This is a genomic window from Crossiella sp. CA-258035 (assembly GCF_030064675.1).
Taxonomy (GTDB): Bacteria; Actinomycetota; Actinomycetes; order Mycobacteriales; family Pseudonocardiaceae; genus Crossiella.
The window spans coordinates 4,099,920-4,118,880 of sequence record NZ_CP116413.1 but is presented as its reverse complement, the minus strand read 5'-3'; the positions used below and the strand labels follow the sequence as shown (position 1 = coordinate 4,118,880).

Sequence of the window (18,961 nt, the reverse complement as noted above, 5' to 3'; positions counted from 1 at the left end):
CCTACTCGGGGTTCGAAGTATACGTTGTAAGCGTCCACGATGTTTACGACGTAAACCTGGGGGAATTCGATGCGATGGCTTGGCCTCGCGGTACTGGCCCTGCCCACGATCCTGGTGTCCATGGACCTGTCGGTGCTCTTCTACGCGGTGCCCGCGCTCAGCGCCGAGCTCCGCCCGAGCAGCGGCCAGCTCCTGTGGATCCTGGACCTCTACGGCTTCGTGCTGGCCGGACTGCTGATCACCATGGGCACCCTCGGCGACCGCTTCGGCAGGCGCCGGGTGCTGCTGGCCGGCGCGGCGCTCTTCGGCGCGGCCTCGGTGCTGGCCGCCTACGCGCCGAGCACCGAGCTGCTGATCGCCGCGCGGGCGCTGCTCGGCGTGGCCGGGGCGACGCTGGCCCCGTCCACACTCTCACTGATCCGCACCATGTTCACCGACGCCAGGGAACGCCAGATCGCGGTCAGCGTGTGGACCATGGGCTTCGCCGGCGGCACCATGGTCGGCCCGGTGATCGGCGGGCTGATGCTGGAGCACTTCTGGTGGGGCTCGGTGTTCCTGCTCAACGTGCCGGTGATGCTGGTGCTGCTGGTGCTCGGCCCGGTGCTGCTGCCGGAGGCGCGCAACCCGGAGGCCGGCCGGTTCGACCTGCTCGGCGCGCTGCTGTCGCTGGCGGCCATCCTGCCGGTGATCTACGGCATCAAGAAGATCGCCGTGGACGGCCTGGCGTGGGCGCACCTCGGCGTGATCGCGGCCGGGCTGGCGGTCGGCTGGCTGTTCGTGCGGCGGCAGCTGCGCGCCACCGACCCGATGATCGACGTGCGGCTGTTCCGGCACGCCAGGTTCAGCGGCTCGATCGTCGCCTGCACCATCACCTACCTGGTGCTCGGCGGCATCGGCCTGTTCGTCACCCAGTACCTGCAACTGATCCTGGGCTACAGCCCGTTCGAGTCCGCGCTGTGGTCGCTGCCCGGCATGGCCGGGATGCTGGCCGGGGTCAGCCTGGCCACCGCGGTCGCGGGCACCGTCCGCCCGGCCTACCTCGTCGCCGCCGGACTGACCGTCGGTTCCGGCGGCTTCCTGCTCATCGCCCAGGTCAGCGCGGACAGCGGGGTGCTGTGGGTGCTGGCCTCCCAGGTGGTGATGGGCGCGGGCATCGGCGCGGTCGCGGCCATCGCCACCAACCTGGTGCTGGCCACCGCCCCGCCCGAGCGGGCGGGCGCGGCGGCCGCCCTGTCCGAGACCGCCAACGAGTTCGGCGGCGCGGCCGGGATCGCCCTGCTGGGCAGCCTCGGCGCGGTGGTCTACCGCGCCGGACTCTTCGGCTCGCCACCGGCCGGGCTGACCGGTGAGCAGCTGGCCATCGCCGGGGACACCCTGGCCGCGGCCGTGCGGCTCAGCGGCGAGCTGGGCGGTGCGCTCGGCGCCGCGCTGCTGGCCACGGCCAAGGAGTCCTTCGTCAGCGGGCTGCACTGGGTGGCCTGGATCGGCGTGGCCGGGTGCCTGGTGCTGGCCGGGTTCGTGCTGGTGGCGCTGCGCTCGGTGCGCCCGATGGCGGAGGCGCACTCGTGACTCAGCTCCAGCGGAACAGCCGGACCGACAACGCGGTCAGCAGCACCCCCAGCGCCGCCAGCACCACCAGGTGGAACACCGAGAACCCGGCCCCCGACCAGGCGTCCCGCATCGCCCGCAGCATCGCGCCGAACGGGGTGAACTCGCCGATCGCGGCCAGCCACCTGGGCAGCCGTTCCGCGGGCAGGAACCCACCACCGGCGGCGAAGGTGGCGAAGAAGGCCACCAGTCCGATGCCGACCACCGCGCTCGCCGAGGGCACCACCGCGGCCAGCAGCACGCCGAGTGCGTAGTTGGCGAAGACCCCCAGCACCAAGGCCATCCCGGCGGCCAGTGGCGCGGCCGGGGCGCGCAGGTCGAAGGCCAGCGCGGCCACGGTCAGCGCCAGGGTGATGCCGAAGGCGGACAGGGCCAGGTTGACCAGGACCTGGGCGCCGAGCAGCACCACCGGGCTGACCGGGGTGGCCGACATCCGGCGCAGCACCCCGGTGGTGCGGTAGGCCACCAGCACCGCGGGCACGTTCACCAGCCCGGTGGTGGCCACGATCATGCCCAGCGCCACCGGGGTGGCCAGGGTGTCGAAGGCGCGGATCCCGCCCGGCGGGCTGAACGCCTTGGCCCCCATGCCGTTCATCACCATGATGAGCAGCGGCAGGGCCACCGGCAGCACCAGGCCGCCGGGATCGCGCCAGAGCAGCCGGGCCTCGCTGAGGACCAGGGCGCGCCAGCCGGTGGTGCGGGGCAACGCGGTCAGGGTGGTCATGCCTCCGCCTCCACTGCTTCGGGGAGCTCGCCGGTGCGGTCCAGGAAGACCTCCTCCAGTGGCACGTCCGGCACGCCCCGGCTGCGGGCGAGCTGGGCGCGCAGGTTGGCCGGGGTGTCCAGGGCCGCGACCTGGCCGCGGTGGAAGATGGCCAGCCGGTCGCACAGCCGGTCGGCCTCGTCCATGAAGTGGGTGACCAGCACGACGGTCACCCCGGTGCCGCGGATCTTCTCGATCAGCGCCCAGGTGCGCCGCCGGGCCGCCGGGTCCAGGCCGGTGGTCAGCTCGTCGAGCACCACGATCCGCGGGTTGCCGATCAGCGCCAGCGCGATGGACAGCCGCTGTCGCTGCCCGCCGGAGAGCGCCTCGAAAGCGGTGTCCCGCTTGGCTTCCAGGTCCAGCTCGGCCAGCAGCTCGTCCGGATCGGCGCCCTCGGCGTAGAAGGCGCGGAACAGCCGCAGCGCCTCGCCGACCCGGATCTTCTCCGGCAGCATGCTGTCCTGCAGCTGCGAGCCGACCACCTGCCGCAGCCGGGCCCGGTCCCGCCACGGGTCCAGCCCGAGCACCCGCACCCGCCCGCCGTCGGGCCGCCGCAGCCCTTCCACGCACTCCACGGTGGTGGTCTTGCCCGCGCCGTTCAGTCCGGCGATGCCGAAGATCTCCCCCTCCTCGATCCGGAACCCGATGTCCCGCACCGCGACCGTGTCCCGGTACCGCTTGTGCAGGTTCTCCACCTCGATGACGGCCATGCTCCCCCAATCTCCTCTGTGGACAGTCTTAAGTGGTCACCGGACGGATGGCCACATCACGCAGCAGCCACCAGGTCCCGCCCAGCACCAGCGCGATCAGCGCCAGGCACACCGGCGCGCCCACCGCCAGCGACCCGGGGCCGAGCTGGACGAACTTGCCGAGGAACACCCCGGCCCCGGTGCCGGTGAGCACGTTGGCCGCGCCGACCGCGACCGCGGCCACCGGCAGCAACAGCACCCCGAGCAGGTGGTTGCGGTACATCGCGGCGGCGAGCAGCGCGCCGATCGCGCTGACCGCGCCGAAGTTGAGCAGCTGGACCAGCAGCACCAGCGGAACCTCGGCAGCCGAGCGGAAATGTCGTTCCGCGGCAAGCGAATGCGGCCAGTCGGCCAGCGCGTACACCCCGGCCTCGGCCAGGTAGCCGAGCGCGGTCAGCACCGCCATCAGCACGGCCAGCACGCCGACGAAGCCGACCACCCGCGCCGCGTACTCGCGCCGGGTGATCCCGTGCGCCACGTACACCGGCAGGTACTTGTAGGTCATCCACGCGGTGAAGCCGAAGGCGAACCACATGGAGACCTGCACCGCGTTGTCCCACACGCTCTCGGTGACCGTGCCGAACACCGCGATCCCGGTCAGCACCAGGCCGATCACCACCGCGAAGGCCAGCCACAGCAGCGCCACGAAGGCGAAGATCCCGCGGGTGGGGAACCGCGTCAGCCGATACCCGGTCATGCCCGCTCCTCCGCTCCGGTGAGGTGGATGATGAGCTCCTGCAAGGACAACGGCCCCACCTCGACCCCGGCCACCTCGGCCGCGGCCCGCCGGTCGGCGTCCAGTTCCCCGTACACCACGGCCTGCCGGGTCCGGCCCAGCCGCCGTTCGCCGATGACCTCCAGTCCGGCCACGACCTGGGCCACCGCGTCCTCGTCTCCGGTCACCCGCACCCCGCGCGAGCGCAGGTCCTCGACCTCCTCGAAGGCGGCCAGCCTGCCGTTGTCCAGCAGCAGCACCCGTTCCAGCAGCGGCGCGACCTCGTCGATGAGGTGGCTGGCCAGCAGGAAGGTGCGCGGGTGCGCGATGTGGTCGGCGAGCAGCTCGTCGTGGAAGGTCATCCGCGCGGGCGCGTCCATGCCGAGGTAGGTCTCGTCGAAGATGGTCAGCGGGGCCCGGCTGGCCAGTCCCAGCACCACGCCCAGCGCCGACCGGCGTCCCCTGGACAGCTCGTTGAGCCGCTGCTTGGGCCCGATGCGGAACTTCGCCAGCAGCTCCTCGGCGTACTCCTGGTCCCAGTCCTGGCGCAGCTCCGCGGCCAGCTCCAGCGCGCCGCTCACCCGGTCGTCGCTCTCCACGGTGTCCCCGGCCTCGCGGATCAGGCAGATCCGCCTGGTGTTGCGCGGGTTCTCGAACACCGGCTCCCCGTCCAGCAGCACGGTCCCCTCGCTGGGCCGCCGGAACGCGGCCAGCACGGAGAGCAGGCTGGTCTTGCCGGAGCCGTTGCGGCCCAGCACCCCGCAGATCCCCGGCCCGCTCAGCCGGAACCCGATGTCCCGCAACGCGGAGGTCGCGCCGTAGCGCAACCCGAGCCCCGCCACCTCCACGGTGAGCGTCATGCCCCCTCCTCCTCGGTCAGCTCCCGGATCCGCCGCACGATCTGCTCGGCCGGGATCCCGATCGCCTTGGCCTGGGCGACCATCGGGTCCACCACGTCGGCGAAGAACCGCTCCCCGCGCCGGGCCCGCAACAGCTCGCGGGCATCCGGACTGACGAACATCCCCAGACCTCGCTTCTTGTAGAGCACACCCCGCTCGACCAGCTGCTGGAACGCCTTGGCCGCCGTCGCCGGGTTGATCCGGTAGAAGGCCGCGTACTGGTTGGTCGACATGACCTGCTCGTCCGCGGCCAGCACCCCGCTGAGCACGTCCGCCTCGATCCGCTCGGCGATCTGCCGGTAGATCGGACTGCCGTCGTTGAACATCCGGACTCCGGTCCTGTGGTTCGTTACTCCACTAATGAACCACAGGACACACGTCGAGGGCAAGAAACCAGCTCTTGTCCCCCGAACGAGTGACCGCTGATGCGGTACGAGAGGTGGTTTTCCCGGCCGAACGGGAAAGCAGGACGGGAGGTACCGACCGAACAGGAAGGGACATCGCCATGAGTTTCATCGACAAGGCCAAGGACGCCCTCGGCCAGCACTCCGACAAGGCCAAGGACGGCGTGCAGAAGGCCGGCGACATGATCGACGAGCGCACCGGCGGCAAGCACTCGGACAAGGTGGACAAGGCCCAGGAGAAGGCGGGCGATTTCCTCGACCGCAACCAGGAGCAGCGCGGCTGACCAGGCTTCGCGCGCGCCACGGCGCCGACCCGCGACCACCGCGGATCGGCGCCGTGGCGCGTCAGGGGGTCAGCCGACCCGAAGGCCGGTGCCGTCCCAGGTCACGCCGGTCAGGTCGGGGACCGCGCTGTGCGCCAGGTCCAGGTGCTCCTCTTTGCCCACCCCGAGCACGTGCCCGGCCCCTGCGGCCAGCCCGGCCTGGATGCCCGCGGCGCTGTCCTCCACCACCACGCACTCCCCGATCGGCACGCCCAGCCGCTCGGCGGCGGCCAGGTAGCCCTCCGGGTCGGGCTTGCCCGCGCTGACCAGCTCGCCGGTCACCACCACCGAGGGCAGCGGCAGCCCGGCCGCGGCCAGCCGGGCGCGCAGCAGCGGCAGGGTGGCCGAGGTGACCACCGCCCAGTTCTCCGGCAGGCTGGCCAGCAGGGCCGGGATGCCGGCGATCGGCACCGTGCCCTCGGCCCCGTTGACCTCGATCTCCTCGATCCGCGCGTTGCCCGCCGCCCGCTGCTCCGGCGCGAGGTACTTGGCCACGGTGTCCTGGGAGCGCACGCCGTGCATACCGTCCAGGACCACCTCGGGGTCGAGGCCGTGCTCGATGGCCCACTGCCGCCAGGCGTCCTCGGCGGGGCCGGTGGAGTCGACGAGCACGCCGTCGCAGTCGAAGAGCACGGCCCGGCAGGGGATGTGGCGCGAGGTCATGATCCGCACGCTACCCGCGCTCAGGCCGCCCGCCGCCGGGTCGCGACCAGGCTCACCACGGCCGTCACCACCAGCACTCCGGCCACCACGCCCAGCGACAGCCAGTTGCTGATCTCGGGCACCCAGCCGACCGGCTCGCCGCCGTTGAGGAAGGGCAGCTCGTTCTTCTTCAGCGCGTGCAGGATCAGCTTCACGCCGATGAAGCCGAGGATCACCGCGAGGCCGTAGGAGAGGTAGATCAGCCGGTCCAGCAGGTGGCCGATCAGGAAGTACAGCTGGCGCAGGCCGAGCAGGGCGAAGGCGTTGGCGGCGAAGACCAGGTAGGTGTCCTGGGTGATGCCGTAGATGGCCGGGATGGAGTCCACCGCGAAGAGCAGGTCGGCCGAGCCGACCGCGACCATCACCACGAACATCGGGGTCAGCCACAGCTTGCCGTCGATGCGCACCAGCGACCGGCCGCCCACGTAGTCCTCGGTGACCCGGAACCGCTTGCGCAGCAACCGGACCAGCGCGCCCTCCTGGTACTCGTGGGTCTGCTCCCGCTGCCGGGCCAGCTGCACGGCGGTGTACACCAGGAACCCGCCGAAGATCCAGAACACCCAGCTGAACTCGTTGATCGCCGCCCCGCCGAGGAAGATCAGCGCGGCCCGCAGCACCAGCGCGATCACGATGCCGAACAGCAGCACCCGCTGCTGGTGCACCGCGGGCACCGCGAAGGTCGACAGGATCACCACGAACACGAACAGGTTGTCCACGCTGAGCGAGTACTCGGTCAGGTAGCCGGTCACGAAGTCGACCCCTGGCCCGGCCCCGCCGAAGAACCACACCCCGGCCGCGAACACCACCGCCAGCCCGAAGTAGAAGACCAGCCACGCGGTCGCCTCGCGCACCCCGACCGCGTGCGGGCGGCGGACAGCCAGCAGCAGGTCCACCGCCAGCAACAGGATCAGGGCAGCGATGGTGGCGGCCCACAGCCAGCCGGGCACGGGCAACACCATGCTGATCCTCCCCCGCCGCGTCGGTCTCGATCTTAACCACATCTGGCCACCGGCTCCATTCGCTGACTAAGGTCAGAGAATGGAGCGCGGGCTGATCGAGGGGGTGCGGCGGTTCAACCGGACCGTCACCCAGCGGCTCGGCGCGCTGGACGAGGCCTACCTGTCCAGGGACCGGCCGCTGGGCCAGTGCCGGGTGCTGTGGGAGATCGGCGCGGACGGCCGCGAGGTGCGGGAGCTGCGGGCGCGGCTGGACCTGGACTCCGGGTACCTGAGCCGGATGCTGCGCGCGCTGACCGCCGAAGGCCTGGTCGAGGTCGGGCCGGGGGCGGACGGGCGGGTCCGGGTGGCCAGGCTGACCGCGGCCGGGCTGGCCGAGCGGGCCGAGCTGGACCGGTTGTCCGATCAGCTGGCGGCCTCGATGCTGGCGCCGCTCAACGGTGGCCAGCGGGACCGGCTGATCTCGGCGATGGCCGAGGTGGAGCGGTTGCTGGCGGCCTCGATGGTCGAGGTGGCGGTGGTGGACCCGTGGCAGCCCGCCGCGCGGCACTGCCTGGCCGCCTACTTCGCCGAGCTGGCCGGGCGGTTCGAGGACGGGTTCGACCCGGCGCGCAGCATCCCGGCCGAGGACGCGGAGCTGACCCTGCCGCACGGGCTGCTGCTGGTGGCCACGTTGCACGGGGAACCGGTGGGCTGCGGCGCGCTGAAGCCGCGCCCGCCGGCGTACGCGGAGATCAAACGCATGTGGGTCTCCCCCACCGTCCGCGGGCTCGGCCTGGGGCGGCGGCTGCTGGCGGAGCTGGAGGCCAGGGCCCTCGCGCACGGGGCGCGGGCGGTGCGGCTGGAGACCAACCGGGCGCTGACCGAGGCGATCGGGCTGTACCGGGCGGCCGGTTACCACGAGGTCCCGGCGTTCAACGAGGAGCCCTACGCCCACCACTGGTTCGAGAAACCCCTTGCCGGAGAAGGAAACCATGGACACTCATGAGCTGGTCCGCCGATTCGCCACGCTGACCACCGCGCACCTGGCCGACGCCTGCGTGCGGGCCGGGGTCCCGGTGCGCTGCGCGCCCGCGCCGATGCTCCCGCTGTTCCCCGGCGCCCGGGTGTCCGGCCGCGCGCTGCCCGCCCGGCACGTGGGCAGCGTGGACATCTTCCTGGAGGCCTACGAGCAGGCCGAGCCCGGCGACGTGCTGGTGGTGGACAACGGCGGCCGTACCGACGAGGCCTGCGTCGGCGACCTGGCCGCGCTGGAGGCACAGCTGGCCGGAGTCCAGGGCGTGGTGATCTGGGGCCTGCACCGGGACACCGCGGACCTGCGCGCGATCGGCCTGCCGCTGTTCAGCCAGGGCAGCCTGGCCACCGGCCCGCTGCGCCTGGACCCGCGCCCGGCCGACGCGCTGACCGCCGCCAGGGTCGGTGACTGGACGGTGACCACCGCGGACCTGGTCTTAGGCGACGAGGACGGCGTGCTGTTCGCACCGGCCGAGCGGGCCGGGGAGCTGCTGGCGCTGGCCGAGGGCATCCGGGACACCGAGCGGCAGCAGGCCGAGCGGATCCGCGCCGGGGTCTCGCTGCGCGCCCAGGTCGGCTTCGACGGCTACCTGGCGGCCCGGCGGGACAACCCGGCGCTGACCTTCCGCGAGCACCTGCGCGCGGTGGGCGGCGCGATCGAGGAGTGAGGCTCAGCGACTCTTGGCTGAGCTGATCTCCAGCGGCTCGCCCTGCTGGCAGGTGGAGACCAGGTCCGGCTTGACCACCCCGCGCACCTCGACCTCCGCGCCGGGCTTGACCACCGCCGGGTCCCCGCCGACCAGCAGGTACTGCTTGCCGCCGGACTCCATGACCAGGCAGCTCGCCTCCACCCCCGCGCTGACTTTGCCCTGCAATGTCAGCTCCCCCGGCACGTTCGTCGGCGGCGGCGCGCTGGTCGTGGAGGCCGGGTTGCTGGTGGGCGCTGGGGTGCTGCCACCGGGTGCGGTCGGGTTGCCGCCACAGCCCGCGAGCAGCACCGCCAGCCCCACCACCGGCAGGATTCGTCTCGGCATAGCACCGGTCTACCCCATCCGGGCCGCGCCTACCCGGTCTGTCCCTCCACCGCCAGCGGCACCGGCTCAGCCCGCACCAGCTCGGCGAGCGCGTCCAGCACCTGCCCCGGGGCGCGCATCAGCTGGGGGTTGCGGTCGAGGCAGCGGATCTGGTCCTCGCTGAGCACGATGGACATGACACAGCCGCCGGTCTTGACGAACAACACGGAGGAGGTCCGGATCACCACCTCGTCCACCTCCTTCATCGCCTCGGCCAGCTTGGCGATCGCGCCGGCCTCCCGCTCGTCGTTCTCCGAACGCGGGGTGGCGATGTACCTCAGCTCCGCGGCCCGCTCCAGCTTCCCTGCCAGCTCGCCGAGCTTGTCCACGGCCTTGCTGTCCCCGCGCACCCGGAACCGCTGGAACCAGGACCCGCGCACCGGCGGCTCGGCCCCGGCGAACTCGAACCCGGCGACCTGGAGCAGCCCGACCACGGCTTGGCACAGCGCTTCCCCGTTGTCGGAGGTGGTGTAGACGGTGACCTCGGTGGCCGGGCCGCGGCTCAGGTCCTGGGCGCGGTCCCAGTTGAGCCTGGCGGCGGTGTAGTCGCCGAGTTCGGCGTGCACGGCGGCGATGCCTTCGAGGGTGGCCGCTTCCGGGGTGCGTTCGACCGGCTTGTCCAGGTCGGCCAGCACCTGTTGGGCCAGCAGTTGTCCGGCGGCATCCCTGGTCAGCGCGGCGCTGACCAGCACGGCCTGCCATTGGGTGGCCGGGTCGCCCAGCAGGCCCCGGCGGCGGTGGTAGGTCTCCAGTGCCCAGGCCAGTTGCCAGGCCTCGGCGTGCAGGTGCAGTACGAGGCAGCGGCACTGGGCCGCGAGCAGGTTGCCGTGCTCCTCGTCCAACCAGGCGAGTGCGGCTGCCGCGTCGGGGAAGAACCCGTCAGCCTGGTCCCGGTGCCGGGGCAGTGGGCGGTGCGGGGACAGCTTCTGATCGGCCGCCATGGCGTGGCGCAGGTAGTGCTCGACCTCGACCCCCTGGCGGAGCCGCCGCAGGGGGTGGCGGACCGCTGACGGGATCCGGAGCCGCCCGCCGTGCCGCTCCAGCAACCCCGCCCGCACCAGCTCCGCCACCCGGAGATCGCTGCCAGGGTCGCGGGTGAGCGCCCGGAACGTCTCCTCGCCGAGGTCGGTCCCTGGCACGCGGGCGATCAGGCTGAGCGCCACCCTGCCGTCCTCGGTCAGCTCCTGCCAGGCTTTCTCGACCGCGAAGGGCAGACCGGACGGCGGCAGCACGAGCGCGGCGTCCACCTCGGTCCGGCTGATGATCAGCACGGTCAGGCCGGGCACACCGTCCAGCAGTTCGCGAACCGGAACCGGGTCCTCGATCTCGTCCAGCACCACCAGGATCTGCTGCTGCCCGACCGTGCTTCGCAGCAGCGCCAGTTGCGCGTCCAGCCCCTCGGGCACCGCCGCGTGGTCCACCCCGAGCTGGACGAGCAGGCGGCGCAGCGGCAGCCAGGCCGAGCGGAAGTAGAACCGGCCGTCGGGGAACCGGTACGCGTACCGCTCGGCCCAGTGCAGGACCAGGCTGGTCTTGCCAACCCCCGCCACGCCGCTGACCACCACGGGTCGCGCACCGACCAGCTCCGAGAGGGTGTCGAGCTCCGCGGTCCGGTTGACCACGGGCGCGGGCGGCGGTGGCAGGTTGCCGCGGGCCTGAGTGATCACGACCGAGCCGGTCACCGTGCTGACCTGGACCACCGGCCCGGCCACACCGACGACCTCGTTCTCCGACATGGTGACCGAGGGTATCCGGTCAAGTACCGCGGGGAGCGAGAACGGGTCAAACAGCCGTCCAAGGCCACCGTTCGGCCCAGTCGCGGAGAGTCGTGGTGCCGCGCCGGATCAGCGCCGGGTCCACCGAGTCGGCGGTCACCACCGTGTAGGACCCGGCCACCCCAGCCGCCACCTCCGCGCCCAGATGCGGCGTCATCAGCTCCCGGAACTTCTCGATCTCTGTTGTCCGCCAGCGCACCTCACGCCCCAGCACCGCCGAGAGCACCTCCTCCACCTGGAACCCGGTGAGGTCTTCCGGCCCGCCGATCAACTGGGCGGGCACCGGTTCGGTGAGCAGCTCACCGATCGCGGTGGCCACGTCCTCGGACGCCGCCCAGGGCAGGGCCAGCTCGGGTGGCAGCGGATGCCGGATCTCGTTGCCCGCCACCGTCCACGGGTCGGCGAGGACCTCGTTGTACAGGGCCGCGGGACCGAGGACCGAGACGGTCGGAGCGAGCTTGGGCAGGTCGCGGATGAGGCGGGATCTGGCGTCCAGGAAGGGATGTCCGGTCTCGGTGCGCTGGATGCCGCCGCTGGTGTTGAAGATGACGTGCTCGACCTTGGTGCCGGACAAGGCTTCCAGGATGGCGTCGACCTGGGCCAGGATCACCTCGCTGAAGATGACCGGGAACTGCACGACCACGGCGTCGGCCCCGCGGTAGGCGGCGGCGAGGGATCCGGGGTCGGCCAGGTCGACGGGAGTGGGGTGCGCGCCGGCGGGCGCGCGGTGCGGATTGCGGGCGAGGGCGCGGACTTCGTGGCCCTTGGCGAGGAGCTGCCGGACGACCGGGGCGCCTTGGAGGCCGGTGGCCCCGTGCACTGCGATGATCATGCCGGGGACGCTAGGCGCAGGCGGCCAACGGTACCCAGCAAGTGGCATAGTTTCAGCATGGCAACTGGGGTTGAGCAGGGGGTTTGCGGGCAGGCCCAGCCGGGTGCGGTGGAGCGGGCGCTGGGGGTGCTGACCGGGAAGTGGACCACGTTGCTGGTGCGCGAGCTGATGTGCGGACCGCTGCGCTTCGGCGAGCTGCGGACCGCGCTGGGCAGTCCGAGCGCCAAGACGCTCACCGACCGGCTGCGGGCGCTGGAGCACGAAGGGGTGCTGACCCGCACGCTGTACCCGGAGATCCCGCCGAGGGTGGAGTACGAGCTCACCGAACGGGGCCGGGCGCTGTGGCCGGTACTGGTCGCGCTGCACGACTGGGGCAGCGAGCTGGCGGGTTAATGAGTTGCCGGGCTCCGGCCGCGCGCTGATGATCGGGTGGTGGAACCGCTAGCTGAGAACACCATCCGGGCGTCCTTCGCCAACTGCTCCAAGGGCGAGGCCAAACGGCTGGCCCTGCCCGGGAAGCTGACCGAGATCGACTGGGCCGAGCTGGACTTCCTCGGCTGGCGGGATCCCAAGGCCACCAACAACGGCTACCTCGTCTTCCCGCGCGGCGGCGAGGTGGTCGGGCTGGCGCTGGCGGCCACGCCGGGCCGGATCAAGCAGTCCATGTGCGCGTTCTGCCTCACCACGCACGGCACCGGCGATGTGGCGCTGTTCGCCGCGCGCCGGGCCGGGGCGGCCGGGAAGCTGGGCAACACCGTCGGCACCTACCTGTGCGCGGACCTGGCCTGCTCGCTGTACGTGCGCGGGCGGCGCAAGCCCTCGGTGCCGAACCCCAAGGAGTCGCTGAGCACCGAGGAACGCGCGGAGCGGATGCTGGCCAACCTGAACCGGTTCGCCGACGAGGTGCTCGCGGAGTAGGTCAGCACTCCAGGATGTAGCCGCCGAACCCAGCTGCACGGCCGCGGTCACCGAGGTGTCGAGCACCCTGGTGGCGCGGTAGAGCGCAGCTGGTCTTGCCGACCCCCGGCATGCCGTGCACCACGGCCACACCCGCCCGGCAGGTCGCCGAGCTGAGCCGGGCCACAGTGTCGGCGAGCTCGGCCTCCCGCCCGGTGAACACCGGCAGGTCCGCGGGCGGCTGGGCGGGCGCCGCGGGCGGGGCAGCCGCCTTGCCGAACAGGGCGGGATCGGCGCGCAGGATGCGCTCGTGCAGGAAGCGCAGCCCAGGACCGGGGTCCACGCCCAGCTCCTCGGCCAGGTTGCGCCGGACCTGCTCGAAGGCGGCCAGCGGCTGGGCGGCGGCCGCTGTGCCAGGCGCGCACCGGCCTCAGCACAGCGAATGACAGGCCCTGGCTCACTCAGCGTCCCCACTTTCGACCCACGGCGATGCCAATCCGGACGCACCGCCGCGCACACCAGCACTGGGGTAGCCGCACCCCCTGCCCTGACCAGGCGGCCGAGCGCAACCCCCGACTCGCCTCGTCCGGAAGACGGAAGCCGCACCGCAGAACGGATGGACCGGGGCAGACATTTGATCAGCGCCATTGACCTGCGCGGACACACTCGTCACTCTGCTGGGTGACCCACGACCGGGCGACAGTCCGCTCACCAACCCTGCGGTGAGCAGCCCGGTCGGCGGGGCACTGAAGGAGCCACCACGTGCATCCGCTCAACCGTGCTCTCGCGGTGTTCTCAGCCGCCGCCCTGTCCACCCTGACCGCGGCCACCGCCATGGCAGAACCCGCCTACCAGGCGCCCCTGTCGCTGGCCACCGCCTCGGCGACCACCCAGCCCATCGCGGACACCTACATCGTGGTGACCGACCCGGCCAAGGCCAGGGGCCGCAGCCTGACCACCGCGCTGGACATCAAGCCCGCGGCCGAGTTCAGCGCCGCGGTCACCGGCTTCTCCGCCAAGCTCACCCCCGGCCAGCTGCGCCAGCTGCGGCGCGACCCGGCGGTCAAGAGCATCGAGCAGGACGTGCTGGTCACCGACGCGCTGGAGGCCACCCAGCCGAACCCGCCGTCCTGGGGCATCGACCGGGTCGACCAGCGCGACCTGCCGCTGTCGAAGAGCTTCACCTACAACGCCACCGGCGCCGGGGTGCACGCCTACATCATCGACACCGGCATCACCCCCTCGCACGCCGACTTCGAGGGCCGGGCCACCTTCGACCACAACGCCATCGACACCAACAACACCGACTGCCAGGGTCACGGCACGCACGTGGCGGGCACCATCGGCTCCAAGACCTACGGCGTGGCCAAGAAGGTCAGCCTGCACGGCGTGAAGGTGATGAACTGCTCCGGCAGCGCCACCGCCACCTCCATGCTCAACGGTGTCAACTGGGTCACCCAGAACGCGAAGAAGCCCGCGGTGGCCAACACCTCGTGGAACTTCACCCACAGTGCGGCGCTGGAGACCGCGATCCGCAACATGATCTCCTCCGGCGTCTTCCTGGCCACCTCGGCGGGCAACACCGGCGGCAACTCCTGTGACCGCCTGCCGCGCAAGGTGGAGACCGCGACCGTGGTCGCCTCCTCGGAGATCACCGACGCCCGCTCCTCCTTCTCCAGCACCGGGGCCTGCGTCGACCTCTACGCCCCCGGCAGCAACATCATCTCCACCGTGCGCACCGGCGGCAGCGGCTCGATGAGCGGCACCTCGATGGCCACCCCGCACGTGGCCGGTGTGGCCGCGCTGTACAAGGCCCGCTTCGGTGACGCCCCCTCGGCCACCGTGCACAACTGGCTGAACACCAACGCGACCCCGAACAAGGTCTCCGGTGGCACCACCGGCGGCACCGTCAACCGGCTGCTGTTCTCCGCCGGTCTCTGAGTCACCCCGCCGAGCCCCGCTGCCGGATCTCCTTCCGGTGGCGGGGTTCCGCCTCGTCCTCACGTAACGTGTCGCCATGAGCACGGACAGCGGCGAGCGGCCGCAGGTGGCCAACACGGTCTCCGGCACGGTGCACGGCGCGGCCGTGCAGGCCGGGGTGGTGCACGGCGGCGTGCACGTCAACGCGGGTCCCGCGCTGGCCGCGGTGGACGAGCTGGCCACCGCCTTCGGCTCCCGGTCCGCGCTGCGCCAGCTGATGACCGACCTGGAAGCGGTGCACCGGGACTACCTGCTGATGTTCGACAAGGCCCTGGAACTGACCCCGGACGCCTGGCAGCACGGCATGGCGCACTTCCCGGACCAGGTGCGCGCGGCGGCGAACCTGCTGCGGCGGCTGCGGCTGGAGTTCGAGCCGGTGCGGGTGCGGGTGCACGCGGTGGCGCACGCCTTCAGCGACGCCACCCTGACCGAGCCGGAGCGGGCGTTCGCGGTGGCGGTGCTCAAGTACTTCCCCACCGGGGAGATCCAGCGCAGCGCGGTGCACCAGCTCAAGACCTCGGGCACCGCGGTGCTGGACCGGTTCTACGCCTCGCTGGACGGCGAGCTGGGCCAGGAGCTGAGCAGCCTGATCGAGGAGACCGTGGCCTTCCACCGGCAGCGCTGGCTGGTGGTCTGCCAGGCTTACGCGGCCTTGCAGACCGCATGACCGATCCCTTTGCCGCGCCGTACTTCTCGCGCGCGCTGACCGCCGCGGCCGCGTTGCGGGAAGCGCCGGGCCGGGGCCGGATCGGCGAGTTCGAGGTGGTCGGCGAGCTGGCCGAGGCGGTCCTGGTGGCCCGGCGCGCGGAGGGGAACCTGGTGGTGCTCAAGGGTTTCACCGCGCGCACCCCGGAGTCGCTGGCCCGGCGCGAGGCCGAGGCGCTGCGGATGCTGCGGTTCGGCTTCGGCGGCATCCTGCCGATCGAGCAGACCGTGGGCGATCCCGGCGGCCCGCTGCACTACCTGTGCCTGCCGCACTGCCCCGGCGGCAGCCTGCGCGACCGGCTGACGGCCGAGCTCGAACCCGCGGAACTGGCCTACCACGGGCTGGCGCTGGTCTGCGCGCTGCGCCGGTTGCACCAGGCCGGGGTGGTGCACGGCGATGTCAAGCCGGAGAACGTGCTCTTCGCCCACGAGGACGGCTGGCAGACGGTCCTCTCGGATCTGGAGACGCTGGCCGAGACGGACGGGCCGACCAGCTGGCGGCTGACCGAGGGCTATGCCGCGCCGGAGCAGCACGCCGGTGCGCCCGCGGATCCGGCGATGGACGTCTGGGCCTGGGGCTGGACCCTGCGCGAAGGCCCGATCGGCTGGGACTGGCTGGCGGAGCTGGTGGACCGCGCGCTGACCGAGGACCCTGCGGCCCGGCCGGACACCGCGGAGATCATCGACTACTTCGGTCAGCACCTGGGTTTTGGCGACGAGCACACCAGTTTCCTGGGCGCTGACCCCGGTCTGGTCCGGTATCCGCTGGCGGCTTTGCTGCCCCAGCTGGACTCCTGGCCGCGCCGGGAGGAAGTGGCGGAGGTGCGGCTCTCGCTGGGCTGGGCGGCCTGGCTGCCGGAATGCCACCAGCTCTACCAGCTGCACACCGTGCCCGCGCTGCTGCGGATCGAGGAGCTGAGCGGGCGCGCGCTGGCCGATCCGGCGCTGCCCGGCGGGATCGCGCCGAGCTTCCACTGCCTGCGGGTGAAGGCGCTGGTGGAGCTGCTGGAGATCACCGGAGAGCCCGCCGACGCCGAGCGGCTGCGCGCGGCGGCACTGGCCTGGGAACGCCTGGGGACCTTCGAGTACGAGCTGGACACCGCGCTGCTGGCCCAGTCCTGGCTGATGCTGGACGACCCCCCGCGCGCGTTGCCGTATGTCCGGCGGTCCTTCGCCGCGGACCGGGAGAGCCCCTCCGCGCTGGCCGCGATGCGGCTGTACTACCTGGTCAGCGGCGAGCACGGGACGGCGGCCACGGTGGCGGCGCAGCCGGTCCGCACCGAGGATCCCGGAATGACCCTGCGCTGGCTGCTGCTCCAGGCGACCGATCTGCTGGACGCCGGGCAGCACACGGAGTTGGACCGGCTGCTGGCCGAGCTCGCCGGGCTGCGCACGGACCTGGTCGCGCTGCTCGGCTGCGTGCTGGCCGGCCGGCGTGGACCGGTGACGCCGGATGCGGAGTGGTTGGCGCTGCGCGAGTTCTTCCGCACGGTCAGCAGCACCACCACGGTGAAGAAGCTCAGCCTGCTCGCCGAGGCCGCCTTCCAGCGCGGCGAACTGGCCTACGCCAGCGGCCGCGCGGACATCGCCCGCCGCCGCCCGGTGACCAGGCTCCCGGTCAACCACCGCGACCGGGCCGTGCTGGAAGCCGTTGCCCGCCAACGAGATCCGGCCGACCGCGCACTCTTCGCGAGACTGCGCAACCGGGCCGAGCTGTGGGTGGCCGACGGCCGCCCACCGGACCCGCTACTCGGCCTGGACCTGCTCACCGCGCACCGCCGGTCCGCGCACCTCACCCCCGAGGCCCGAGAGCTGTTGGCGCACAGCGGTTCCCCATCCACGGAGCTGCTGGCCAGCACCCGCTACTGCGGCGACTGCCGGACCGGTGCCCCACTCGCGGAGCTGGCGGTCTGCGGCTACTGCCACCGGACGCTGTGCCGCCGCTGCACCACGCCGCGGTGTTCCTGCGGCGGCGAACTGGTCAGCCCCTGACCCACTCGACCAGCTCCGCGGCTACCACCTCCGGCGCGGGCATCGCACGCAGTTCCGCGCGCACCGCCGCCGCCTCGGCCCGCAACCCGGCATCGGTGAGCAACCGGTTCAGCAGCGGCACAACCAGCTCGTGTTCCTCGGCGGAAAGACCAACTCCGCGCTCGCGAACGGCGTCGGCGTTGACGTAACGGTCCGCCCCGCTGGGCAGCACGAGCTGCGACACCCCGGCGTCCAGGGCGGTCATGGTGCTGCCCGCGCCGCCGTGGTGCACGATCGCCGCGCAGGCCGGCAGCAGCGCTCCCGCACACACCAGCCCGGCATGCTGGGCCTGGGACTGCACCACCAGGTCGGGCCGCCACTCCCGCGCCAGTTCGAGTACCCCGTCCACCAGCGCCCGCACCAGCACACTGATCGGCCGGGCCACCTCCCGCATGTCAACGGTGTCGGGCACGCGTTCCCGGTGATGTCGCTGGCCAGAGCTCTTGTCGCGGTTGGGCACGAGGTGCTGGTGCCAGGTGCGCGAGCTCGACGGCTCGGCTGAGCTCACCCGGCCAGCAGCGAGCCCAGTCCGTGCCGCCGCTCGCCGAGCACCCGCTCGGCGAGCCGCGCCTCCACCTCAGCCGAGAAGCGCCCGCGGCCGACCGAGCGCCGGGTGTCCTCCTCCACCAGCTCGCCGTTGATGCCGGCCCCCGCGACCATGCCGGCCGCCGCCGCGACGACCACGCTGGCCGACAGGTCGGTCACGTTGCCCGCCGCCCACACCCCGGGCACCGAGGTCTGGCCCCGGCCGTCGGTCGGCACGTGCTCGCCCATCGGGTGCGGTGCCACCTCGAGCCCCAGCTCGGCGAGGAACCCGGCGCGGGCCAGGAACCGCGGCAGCACCGCGATCGCGCGCCGCGGCACCACCCGGCCGTCGGCCAGCCGCACCCCGGACACCCGGTCCTCGGTGATCTCCAGCCCGGCCACCTCGCCGTCCACCACCGCGACCTCCCGTGCGGCCAGCCGTGCGCGGTCCTCGGCGGTCAGCTCGGGCGCGGTGTGCCGGAACAGCACCACGTCCTGGCTCCACTGCCGCAACAGCAGCGTCATGTGCATGACGTTCGGCCCGGAGCCCAGCACGCCGATCGGCTGGTCCCGCACCTCCCAGCCGTGGCAGTACGGGCAGTGCAGCACATCGCGTCCCCACCGCTCCCGCACCCCGGCCACCTCGGGCAGCTCATCGGTCAGCCCGGTGGTCACCAGCAGCCGCCGCGCCCGCACCCGCCGCCCGTCCGCCGTCTTGGCCTCGAACCCCTCGCCGGTCCGCCGCGCTGAGGTGACGGTCCCGGCCCGCACCTCACCGCCGTACTCCCGCACCTCCGCCACGCCGGCCCGCACCAGTTCCGCGGGCGGCAGCCCATCCCGGGTGAGGAACCCGTGCACCCCGCTCGCGGGCGCGTTGCGCGGCTCCCCCGCGTCCAGCACCAGCACCTTGCGCCGGGCGCGGGCCAGCGTCAGCGCGCCGGAGAGCCCCGCGGCCCCACCACCGATCACCAGGACATCCACGTTGTCAGTCATGGCCCCACCATGCGCGC

General features: G+C 72.5%; 22 protein-coding genes. 9 read left to right on the top strand and 13 right to left on the bottom strand.

Annotated elements, in window-relative coordinates:
- The first annotated feature begins 69 nt into the window (after positions 1-69).
- Positions 70-1,569: an MFS transporter gene (locus tag N8J89_RS18785; RefSeq protein WP_283665666.1), complete on the top strand. Its 1,500-nt coding sequence runs from the start codon at positions 70-72 to the stop codon at positions 1,567-1,569.
- A 1-nt stretch (position 1,570) separates the two neighbouring features.
- Here the strand turns inward: N8J89_RS18785 and N8J89_RS18780 are convergent, their stop codons facing one another.
- From N8J89_RS18780 to N8J89_RS18760, 5 genes are read right to left on the bottom strand one after another with little or no spacing between them, the layout of a single operon-like run.
- Entirely contained in the window at positions 1,571-2,332 is a 762-nt protein-coding gene (locus N8J89_RS18780) for an ABC transporter permease (RefSeq protein ID WP_283665665.1), read from the bottom strand.
- Positions 2,329-3,081, bottom strand: a complete 753-nt coding sequence (locus N8J89_RS18775) for an ABC transporter ATP-binding protein (protein ID WP_283665664.1) — start codon at positions 3,079-3,081, stop codon at positions 2,329-2,331. Before N8J89_RS18775 ends, N8J89_RS18780 begins: the two co-directional genes overlap by 4 nt.
- 28 nt (positions 3,082-3,109) lie before the next feature.
- A complete protein-coding gene (locus N8J89_RS18770) occupies positions 3,110-3,817 on the bottom strand; it encodes a hypothetical protein (RefSeq protein ID WP_283665663.1) in 708 nt (235 codons plus the stop codon).
- On the bottom strand, positions 3,814-4,695 hold the full coding sequence (locus tag N8J89_RS18765) for an ATP-binding cassette domain-containing protein (protein ID WP_283665662.1): 882 nt from the start codon (positions 4,693-4,695) through the stop codon (positions 3,814-3,816). Before N8J89_RS18765 ends, N8J89_RS18770 begins: the two co-directional genes overlap by 4 nt.
- Positions 4,692-5,060 carry a GntR family transcriptional regulator gene (locus N8J89_RS18760; protein ID WP_283665661.1) on the bottom strand — a complete coding sequence of 123 codons (369 nt, stop codon included), beginning with the start codon at positions 5,058-5,060 and terminating at the stop codon, positions 4,692-4,694. Before N8J89_RS18760 ends, N8J89_RS18765 begins: the two co-directional genes overlap by 4 nt.
- Positions 5,061-5,239: 179 nt before the next feature.
- Between N8J89_RS18760 and N8J89_RS18755 the strand changes: the two genes are divergently transcribed.
- Positions 5,240-5,422, top strand: a complete 183-nt coding sequence (locus N8J89_RS18755) for an antitoxin (protein ID WP_283665660.1) — start codon at positions 5,240-5,242, stop codon at positions 5,420-5,422.
- Positions 5,423-5,491: 69 nt separating this feature from the next.
- On the opposite strand, the gene N8J89_RS18750 is transcribed toward N8J89_RS18755, so the two are convergent.
- Together N8J89_RS18750 and N8J89_RS18745 are read right to left on the bottom strand one after the other, a co-directional pair.
- Positions 5,492-6,124, bottom strand: coding sequence for an HAD-IA family hydrolase (locus N8J89_RS18750; RefSeq protein WP_283665659.1), 633 nt, complete (start codon positions 6,122-6,124; stop codon positions 5,492-5,494).
- A 20-nt stretch (positions 6,125-6,144) separates the two neighbouring features.
- Positions 6,145-7,122: a TerC/Alx family metal homeostasis membrane protein gene (locus tag N8J89_RS18745; protein ID WP_349497493.1), complete on the bottom strand. Its 978-nt coding sequence runs from the start codon at positions 7,120-7,122 to the stop codon at positions 6,145-6,147.
- A gap of 79 nt (positions 7,123-7,201) precedes the next feature.
- On the opposite strand from N8J89_RS18745, the gene N8J89_RS18740 reads away from it, so the two are divergent.
- A complete protein-coding gene (locus N8J89_RS18740) occupies positions 7,202-8,107 on the top strand; it encodes a bifunctional helix-turn-helix transcriptional regulator/GNAT family N-acetyltransferase (RefSeq protein WP_283665658.1) in 906 nt (301 codons plus the stop codon).
- Positions 8,094-8,801 (top strand): RraA family protein, encoded by a 708-nt coding sequence (locus N8J89_RS18735; RefSeq protein ID WP_283665657.1) that lies wholly within the window; start codon positions 8,094-8,096, stop codon positions 8,799-8,801. Before N8J89_RS18740 ends, N8J89_RS18735 begins: the two co-directional genes overlap by 14 nt.
- A gap of 3 nt (positions 8,802-8,804) precedes the next feature.
- On the opposite strand, the gene N8J89_RS18730 is transcribed toward N8J89_RS18735, so the two are convergent.
- From N8J89_RS18730 to N8J89_RS18720, 3 genes are read right to left on the bottom strand one after another with little or no spacing between them, the layout of a single operon-like run.
- Positions 8,805-9,167: a hypothetical protein gene (locus N8J89_RS18730; protein WP_283665656.1), complete on the bottom strand. Its 363-nt coding sequence runs from the start codon at positions 9,165-9,167 to the stop codon at positions 8,805-8,807.
- A gap of 29 nt (positions 9,168-9,196) precedes the next feature.
- Positions 9,197-10,942: a hypothetical protein gene (locus N8J89_RS18725; protein WP_283665655.1), complete on the bottom strand. Its 1,746-nt coding sequence runs from the start codon at positions 10,940-10,942 to the stop codon at positions 9,197-9,199.
- A 46-nt stretch (positions 10,943-10,988) separates the two neighbouring features.
- Positions 10,989-11,813 carry an SDR family oxidoreductase gene (locus tag N8J89_RS18720; protein ID WP_283665654.1) on the bottom strand — a complete coding sequence of 275 codons (825 nt, stop codon included), beginning with the start codon at positions 11,811-11,813 and terminating at the stop codon, positions 10,989-10,991.
- 57 nt (positions 11,814-11,870) lie between these two features.
- Between N8J89_RS18720 and N8J89_RS18715 the strand changes: the two genes are divergently transcribed.
- Both N8J89_RS18715 and N8J89_RS18710 read left to right on the top strand, forming a co-directional pair.
- The gene (locus tag N8J89_RS18715; protein WP_283665653.1) at positions 11,871-12,206 is read left to right on the top strand and encodes a winged helix-turn-helix transcriptional regulator; all 336 of its coding nucleotides are present in this window, start codon (positions 11,871-11,873) and stop codon (positions 12,204-12,206) included.
- Between the two features lie 39 nt (positions 12,207-12,245).
- Complete coding sequence (locus N8J89_RS18710) at positions 12,246-12,731, top strand: FBP domain-containing protein (protein WP_283665652.1); 486 nt, start codon at positions 12,246-12,248, stop codon at positions 12,729-12,731.
- A 1-nt stretch (position 12,732) separates the two neighbouring features.
- Here N8J89_RS18710 and N8J89_RS18705 read toward each other — a convergent pair whose 3' ends face one another.
- Positions 12,733-13,101, bottom strand: a complete 369-nt coding sequence (locus N8J89_RS18705; RefSeq protein ID WP_349497503.1) for a BTAD domain-containing putative transcriptional regulator — start codon at positions 13,099-13,101, stop codon at positions 12,733-12,735.
- Positions 13,102-13,472: 371 nt separating this feature from the next.
- On the opposite strand from N8J89_RS18705, the gene N8J89_RS18700 reads away from it, so the two are divergent.
- The 3 genes from N8J89_RS18700 (at position 13,473) to N8J89_RS18690 (ending at position 17,387) form a co-directional block, all read left to right on the top strand.
- Positions 13,473-14,651: a S8 family peptidase gene (locus N8J89_RS18700; protein WP_283665651.1), complete on the top strand. Its 1,179-nt coding sequence runs from the start codon at positions 13,473-13,475 to the stop codon at positions 14,649-14,651.
- A 76-nt stretch (positions 14,652-14,727) separates the two neighbouring features.
- Entirely contained in the window at positions 14,728-15,357 is a 630-nt protein-coding gene (locus N8J89_RS18695) for a hypothetical protein (protein ID WP_283665650.1), read from the top strand.
- Positions 15,354-17,387: a protein kinase domain-containing protein gene (locus N8J89_RS18690; protein WP_283665649.1), complete on the top strand. Its 2,034-nt coding sequence runs from the start codon at positions 15,354-15,356 to the stop codon at positions 17,385-17,387. Before N8J89_RS18695 ends, N8J89_RS18690 begins: the two co-directional genes overlap by 4 nt.
- Here the strand turns inward: N8J89_RS18690 and N8J89_RS18685 are convergent.
- Both N8J89_RS18685 and N8J89_RS18680 read right to left on the bottom strand, forming a co-directional pair.
- A complete protein-coding gene (locus N8J89_RS18685; RefSeq protein ID WP_283665648.1) occupies positions 17,377-17,838 on the bottom strand; it encodes a glycosyltransferase in 462 nt (153 codons plus the stop codon). The two genes, N8J89_RS18690 and N8J89_RS18685, sit on opposite strands and share 11 nt — an antisense overlap.
- 92 nt (positions 17,839-17,930) lie before the next feature.
- Positions 17,931-18,944 (bottom strand): NAD(P)/FAD-dependent oxidoreductase, encoded by a 1,014-nt coding sequence (locus N8J89_RS18680; RefSeq protein ID WP_283665647.1) that lies wholly within the window; start codon positions 18,942-18,944, stop codon positions 17,931-17,933.
- Positions 18,945-18,961: the final 17 nt, after the last annotated feature.